The organism is Longimicrobium sp. (genome assembly GCF_036388275.1).
Classification (GTDB): domain Bacteria; phylum Gemmatimonadota; class Gemmatimonadetes; order Longimicrobiales; family Longimicrobiaceae; genus Longimicrobium.
In genome coordinates this window covers 36333-43366 of record NZ_DASVSF010000080.1, presented here as the reverse complement: position 1 = coordinate 43366, position 7034 = coordinate 36333, and the positions used below count along the sequence as shown (strand labels likewise).

The following is a 7034-nucleotide window of genomic DNA, read 5'->3' as shown; positions in this document are numbered from 1 at the left end:
GCGCCACCTGCCAGCAGCAGAAGGTGCACCCGCTCGACTTCATTGCTCTTTCCATCGCCGCCCTGCGCTCCGGCAACGCTGCACCCAAGCTCCTGGCTGCTGCCACCTGAACGGTTACGCCGCGACTTCAGTCGCCCCAGCGGGGCCGAGGCTTCTGCTTATGTGCTGCCGCCGCACCGCATTCCTGAAGTGTACCCCCTCTCCCACGCTGTTTGTGGGAGAGGGTGGCACGCGTGTCAGCGCGGCCGGGTGAGGGCCCCACGGCAGCCGAGGCCTCGGATATGGTGACCGCTGCCGCGCCCCGGCTTGTACGTATCCGCGGCTAGATCCTTCGGCCCGCGAGGCCTGTACTGCGGGCTGGTACTGTGCGCCTGGGCCTCAGGATGACAGGCTGTGGCGCGTTCGCCTGTCGATGACGAGGGTGCGTCGGGATGACCCCTGTCGCGCCCCAGCAGGGCCGGGGTCGGGGCCGCGCCCCTACTTCACGATCGCGTCCACCGAGCCCGAGGTCACCGGGTGGTAGCCCGGCCGCGCGATGGCGTAGATGCGGCGGGCGTGGCCCCTGCCCCACTCGCCCTGCTCCATCAGCGCCGCGAAGAGCGGGCGCACGAACTTGCGGCGGCCCTGGCTGGTCAGGAACTGCTCCAGCGCCGGGAGCGCCGGCTCGTAGCGGTTGCGCACCGCGATGGTCAGCCATCCGAACAGGATTTCACTGTTCCCCTGCCGCGACAGGCCGAACGCGCGGTCCAGGTCCGCCAGCTGCGCCCGCGTCAGCCGCTGCGGCAGCGAGCCCAGGAAGTGCTGCCACTCCTGCGTGCTCCACCCGCTCGTCTGCAGCCGCGCCGCCGCCGTCCCCTGCCCGAAGGCGCGCGCCTGCGCTTCCACGCGGGCGAAGGCGCCCGACTGCGGCTGCACCGCGTTGGCCGGCACGCCGGGCTGGTACGCCCACTGCTCCAGCCCGATCCGCCGCTCCAGCTCCGCGTCGCCGCGGGTGAGGTTGGCGCGCAGGTCGGCCAGGAACGTCTCCGTGGTCATCGGCCGGAAGGCGTGTCGGTCGAAGTACGAACGCAGGTACGCGTCCCACCGCTCGCGGCCAACGACCTGCTCGACAGTCCGCAGGAACGCCGCGCCCTTCTCGTACGCGATGTCCGTCATCCCCGCGTCGGGGTCGCGCCCTGCCAAGTCGATGTGGAGCCGCGTGTCGGCGCCCGTGGGGCCGCCGGCGTCCACCACCGCCGACTGCAGCCCGCGCCACCCCAGGCTCGCCAGCATGGCGGCGCGCTCCGGGCCGAACATCGCCTCCATGATGCGGTTCTCGAAGTAGGTGGTGAACCCCTCGTTCAGCCAGAAGTCGGCCCAGGTGGCGTTCGTCACCAAGTTGCCCGACCACGAGTGCGCCAGCTCGTGCGCGATCAGCGACACCAGCGAGCGGTCCCCCGCCAGGATGGTGGGCGTGGCGAAGGTCAGGCGCGGGTTTTCCATCCCGCCGAAGGGGAAGGACGGCGGCAGCACCAGCACGTCGTAGCGGCCCCAGCGGTAGGGCCCGTAGAGCGACTCGGCGGCGTCGACGAACTTCTCCAGCTCGGCCAGCTCGTTGGCGCTGCGCTCCAGCATCCCGGGCTCGGTGTAGACGCCGGTGCGGGGGCCCAGCGGACGGAACGCCAGGTCGCCCACGGCCAGCGCGATCAGGTACGGCGGAACCGCCTCACCCATCCGGAAACGGAAGGCGCGGCCGCCGGACACCGGTTCGCCCTGGGGCGTCAGCATCTCGGCGCTCATCACCGCCTTCAGCTCGGCGGGAACCACGATGCGGGCGCTGTACGTCTGGCGGATCCCCGGGCTGTCCTGCGTAGGAATCCACGTCCGCGTGAGGATGGCTTGGCCCTGCGAGAACAGGTACGGATGGCGCTTGCCGGCCGTCTGCTCCGGCGTCAGCCACTGCAGCGCGCTGGCGGTGGGGCTGGTCTGGTAGCGGATGACCAGCACGTGGTCGCCCCCGCCCGGCAATTGCACCGTCAGCGGCTGGCCCAGGATGCTGTCCGCCGCGCCGAGCGCCCAGCGGAGGGGCTGGCCGGCGCGGTCCGTCACCGACTGGATGGCGAGCCCCTTGGTGTCGAGCACCACGTCGTCGGCGCCGGCGGCCGCGGCCACGTTCAGGCTGGCGGTGCCGGACAGCGTCTTGGCGGCGAAGTCGGCGCGCAGGTCCAAGTCCACGTGCCGCACGCGCGCTTCGTTGGGCTGCGCGAACGAGTGGATGTCGCGCACCAGCGGCTGCAGGGCCATGGGCGGCGCCTCGGGCGACGGTTGGGGCGGGACGTCGTTGGGGCCGCACAGGGGCTCGGGCATGGAGCGCGTGGCGGCGGGAACGCACGCGCCGGTCAGCAGCGCGGCGGCGGCCAGCGGAAGAAAGGTTCGAACGGTCATTCGGGTCTGTTGCTCGGGTGCTCGATGCGATATATCCGGCCTGGCGAAGATGCATGACTTCGGCCTCGCGCGACAGAACCCGGCGGACGGCCCGGTGTTCCGCACGAAGCCCGCCGCGCACCCGTACGGCCGCGCGGCGGCGAAACCAGCAATGAACAGGGTATGCAGATCGATGTAATCGGAGTGCCGCTGGACTACGGTGCCGGGCGGCGCGGCGTGGACATGGGGCCGGCGGCGGTGCGGCACGCGGGGCTCTTCGACCGGCTGCGCAAGCTGGGGCACGACGTGAACGACCGCGGCAACGTCTTCGTTCCCCTGCGCGAGAACGTGAAGGTGGCGGAGCCCACGCTGCGCTTCGTGGACGCCATCCTCCCCGTGCTGGCGTCCCTTTCGGACGCGGTGGAGCAGAGCGTGAAGTCGGGTGGATTTCCCGTGGTGGTGGGCGGGGACCACTCGGTTGCGCTGGGGTCCATCGGCGGGCACGCCCGCGTCCGCAAGGTCGGCGTGGTGTGGGTGGATACGCACGGCGACTGGAACACGCCCGAAACCACGCCATCCGGCAACATCCACGGAATGCCGATGGCCGCGCTGTGCGGCTTCGGCGATCCGCGGCTGACCGGGCTGGGGTCGGGCGACCCGGCCGTGCGCAGCATCGACCCGCGGAACGTGGCGTTCGTGGGGACGCGCGACCTGGACGCCGGCGAGCGCGCGCTGATGCGCGAGGCGGGGGTGACGGTGTTCTCGATGGAGTCCATCGACCGCTACGGCATTGCCGCGGTGATGGAGGCGGCGCTGGCGGTGGCGACGGAGGGGACGGAGGGCATCCACGTCAGCTTCGACATGGACGTGCTGGACCCGCAGTTCGCGCCGGGCGTGGGCACCCCGGTTTCCGGCGGGCTGACCGTCCGCGAGGCGCACCTGGCCATGGAGATGCTGGGCAGCAGCGGGATGGTGCGGGGGCTGGACGTAGTGGAGGTGAACCCCATCCTGGACCAGCGCAACCTGACGGCGGAACTGGCGGTGGACCTGGCGCTTTCGTGCCTGGGGCTGCGCGTATGGCCAGACGCCCCGGCCATTCTTCCGGCCAGGGCGCGCGTGGGATGATCTCGGGGGCGGGGCCGCGGCGTCAGGCCCTGCGGACCCGCCGCTTGCGGCCCGCGAAGGCGATGGACACCAGCACGCAGACGGTGAGCACCGCCAGCACGCCGCTCTCGTCGTCATCGGCCGGCGTCGTCACCATCCGCGCGGCGGCGACGGTCGTCTTGGGCCGGGCGGGCGGGGTGCGCGTGGAGGCGGCCTCCAGGCTGGCCGGCCTGGGCCTGGACGCGCTGGCGAACTGCGCGGGGGCGCTCGTCCCGCCGGCCCGCTCCAGGTAGGCCGAGTAGGCGCCCGGGAACACCGCGATGTGGTAGTGCGGCGGAGTACGCTCGCGCGTCACGTCGAGCACGCTGCGGCTTTCCAGCGCCAGCAGGGTGCCTTCCAGCCAGGCGCGGCAGTCCGCGTCGCGGCTGATGCGCAGGTCTACCGCCATCCCCGCCGGGTGCACCGACAGCTTGTGCGCGTTGCTGGGCTGGTTGCCCACGGGCCGCGTGAGGCTGGTGACCACCAGGCGCTCGTTGCAGGCGTCGCGGTACTGCGCGCTCAGCCGCTCGATGAAGGTGACCACCTCGGGCCGGGCGTACGGGTGCGACACGTTGGCCAGGCGAAAGTCGTCCGTGGGCTTCACGCGCTGCAGGTAGCCGGCGTCGGCCAGGCGCTTCACCTCGGCCGCGTCGCGCAGGAACGAGTAGTCGCTGGCCTTGGCCACCTCGTGCTGGCGCACCATGGACGAGGGCGAGCCGCGCAGCGTGGGCTCCACCGCATGGGCCGGGGCGGCGGCGAGCGTGCCGGCCACCGCAGCCGCGGAAAGAACGCGCATGATCTTCATTCGGGCTCCTTCCTTCGGGTCCGGGGCGATTCCGCGTGTATGTCGTTGTGTCCAATCAATTTAACACATGTTCAAGCGAATGTGCAGTCCCCCTCCCCACGTTGTCGGCCCGGCCCCGGTTTGCTAGTATGCGCTAGCACGTACTAACACCCGCCCGGTTGCCGCGCGGGCTTCTTTGGACAGGCAGAGCTCGATCGTGACCGAGAACAGCAACGAGGGTCGTTCGCCGGCGGAGGCGTTCGCCGCGCGCGAGGGGCTGGACTTCATCCGTTCCATCGTGGCGGACGACCTCCGCGCGGGGAAGTACCCGGCCATCGTCACGCGCTTTCCGCCGGAGCCCAATGGCTACCTGCACATCGGCCACGCCAAGTCCATCGTCCTGAACTACGGGATCGCCAGGGAGACGGGCGGGCGCTTCAACCTGCGCTTCGACGACACCAATCCCGAGACCGAGGACGTCAGCTACGTCGAGTCCATCGTCGACACCGTCCGCTGGCTGGGCGCGGACTTCCGCGACGAGGTGCTGCACGCGGCGGACTATTTCGACGACATGTACCGCTTCGCCGAGTTCCTGGTGACGCGCGGGCAGGCGTACGTGGACAGCTCGTCGGACGAGGAGATCCGCGAGGCGCGCGGCACCGTCACCGAGCCGGGGCGGCCGACGGCGTTCCGGGACCGGTCCGTCGAGGAGAATCTCGATCTCTTCCGGCGGATGAAGGCGGGCGAGTTTCCCGACGGCTCGCACGTGCTGCGGGCGAAGATCGACCTGTCGTCGCCCAACATGCTGCTGCGCGACCCGCTGCTGTACCGCATCCGCCACGCGCACCACTACCGCACGGGCGACAAGTGGTGCATCTACCCGCTGTACGACTACGCGCACCCCATCGAAGACGCCATCGAGGGGATCACGCACTCGCTCTGCACCCTGGAGTTCGAGAACAACCGCGCCATCTACGACTGGACGGTCGATCACTGGCAGGACTTCGTGCGCTCCGAGGGCGGCACGCCGGCCCGGCCGCACCAGTACGAGTTCGCGCGCGGCAACATCGACTACACGGTGATGAGCAAACGCAAGCTGCTGGAGCTGGTGAAGGGCGGCTTCGTGAGCGGCTGGGACGATCCGCGCATGCCCACGCTGGCCGGCATCCGCCGCCGCGGCGCCACGGCCGAGGCGGTGCGCGCGTTCTGGGAGCGGATGGGCGTCACCAAGGCCAGCACCCGCGCCGAGGTCGGCAAGCTGGAGTGGGCCATCCGCGAAGACCTGAACCCCAAGGCGCCGCGCGTGCTGTGCGTGCTGCGGCCGCTAAAGGTGACCATCACCAACTATCCCGAGGGGCAGACGGAGGAGCTGGACGCGCCGCTCTGGCCGCACGACGTGCCCAACGAGGGGTCGCGTCCCCTGCCCTTCTCTGGTACGCTGTTCATCGAGCACGACGACTTCGCCGAGAACCCGCCCAAGGGGTTCCACCGCCTGGTGCCCGGGGGCGAGGTGCGGCTGCGGTACGCGTACGTCATCCGCTGCGACGAAGTGGTCAAGGACGATGCGGGGGAGATCGTGGAGCTGCGCTGCTCGTACGACCCGGCCACGCGCGGCGGAAACACGCCGGACGGGCGGCAGGTGAAGGGCACCATCCACTGGGTGAGCGCGGAGCACGGCGTGCCCGCCGAGGTGCGGCTGTACGACCGCCTTTTCAGAGTGCCCGATCCCGATGCCGGCGAGGGCGACTTCAAGGACCACCTGAACCCCGAGTCGCTGGTCGTCATCCCCGGCGCGATCGTGGAGCCCAGCATCCGCAACGCGGAGCCGGGGAGCCGCTGGCAGTTCGAGCGGCTGGGCTACTTCTGCGCGGACGTGGTGGATTCGAAGCCGGGCGCGCTCGTCTTCAACCGCACCGTCACCCTGCGCGACACCTGGGCGGCGAAGTCCACGCAGGCCGCCCCGGCTCCGAAGGCGGAGAAGAAGCCGAAGGAGAGCGTCGCGCCGGATGGTGAGAAGCGCGCCAAGGCGCCCGCCGCGGAGGTGCAGCGGACGCCGGAGATGGAGGCCCGCCGCGCGCGCTACGCCGACGAGCTCGCCCTCTCCGCGACGGAGGCCGACATCCTGACCCGCGACGTGGGGATTTCGAACCTCTTCGAGTCGACTGTCGACCTCGGCGCGCGGCCGAAGAGCGTGGCGAGCTGGATCGTGAACGTGGTGCTGCTGGAAACGAAGGAGCGCGGCATCAACGAAATCGCGTTCACCCCGGCGGAGCTGAACCGCCTGATCGAACTGGTGGACGACGGGACGATCTCCAGCGGTGGCGGCAAGGCGGTGCTGGCGGAGATGGTGCGCGGCGGCGGCGCGCCGGACGACATCGTGGAGCGCCGCGGGCTGCGACAGGTGAGCGACCCCGGCGCCATCGGCCCCATCGTGGACGAGGTGATCAACGCGAATGCCAAGAAGGCCGACGAGTACCGCCAGGGCAAGACGGGCCTGCTGGGCTTCTTCGTAGGCCAGGTGATGCGCCAGAGCGGCGGCAGCGCCAACCCGGAGCTGGTCAGCAGGCTCGTGAAGGAGCGGCTGGAGGCGGACGCGCCGTGAGCATCGGCGAAACGGCCGACGATCCCTCTGAATCGCCGGCCGACCCCTTTGCGGCAACGCCAACCCCGCGCTCGTGGACCAGCTGGTGCAGTAGCGGCTGGG

Annotated in this window: 4 protein-coding genes; 2 read left to right on the top strand and 2 right to left on the bottom strand. The window is 70.7% G+C overall.

Translation table 11 applies throughout. The features are described from left to right. Positions 1–477: 477 nt before the first annotated feature. Positions 478–2424 (bottom strand): M1 family metallopeptidase, encoded by a 1947-nt coding sequence (locus VF632_RS16850; protein WP_331024091.1) that lies wholly within the window; start codon positions 2422–2424, stop codon positions 478–480. 162 nt (positions 2425–2586) lie between these two features. Here VF632_RS16850 and rocF point away from each other — a divergent pair, with 162 nt between their 5' ends. Further along, positions 2587–3528, top strand: coding sequence for an arginase (gene rocF / locus VF632_RS16845; protein WP_331024090.1), 942 nt, complete (start codon positions 2587–2589; stop codon positions 3526–3528). A gap of 22 nt (positions 3529–3550) precedes the next feature. Here the strand turns inward: rocF and VF632_RS16840 are convergent, their stop codons facing one another. Next, the gene (locus tag VF632_RS16840) at positions 3551–4351 is read right to left on the bottom strand and encodes a DUF5715 family protein (RefSeq protein WP_331024089.1); all 801 of its coding nucleotides are present in this window, start codon (positions 4349–4351) and stop codon (positions 3551–3553) included. A 196-nt stretch (positions 4352–4547) separates the two neighbouring features. Here VF632_RS16840 and VF632_RS16835 point away from each other — a divergent pair, with 196 nt between their 5' ends. Beyond that, on the top strand, positions 4548–6932 hold the full coding sequence (locus tag VF632_RS16835) for a glutamine--tRNA ligase/YqeY domain fusion protein (RefSeq protein ID WP_331024088.1): 2385 nt from the start codon (positions 4548–4550) through the stop codon (positions 6930–6932). Positions 6933–7034 lie beyond the last annotated feature (102 nt).

What these genes read in the sequence shown, in the direction of transcription:
- VF632_RS16850 (WP_331024091.1), bottom strand. Translation starts at nt 2,424, where the DNA reads ATGACCGTTCGAACCTTTCTTCCGCTGGCCGCCGCCGCGCTGCTGACC.
- rocF (WP_331024090.1), top strand. Translation starts at nt 2,587, where the DNA reads ATGCAGATCGATGTAATCGGAGTGCCGCTGGACTACGGTGCCGGGCGG.
- VF632_RS16840 (WP_331024089.1), bottom strand. Translation starts at nt 4,351, where the DNA reads ATGAAGATCATGCGCGTTCTTTCCGCGGCTGCGGTGGCCGGCACGCTC.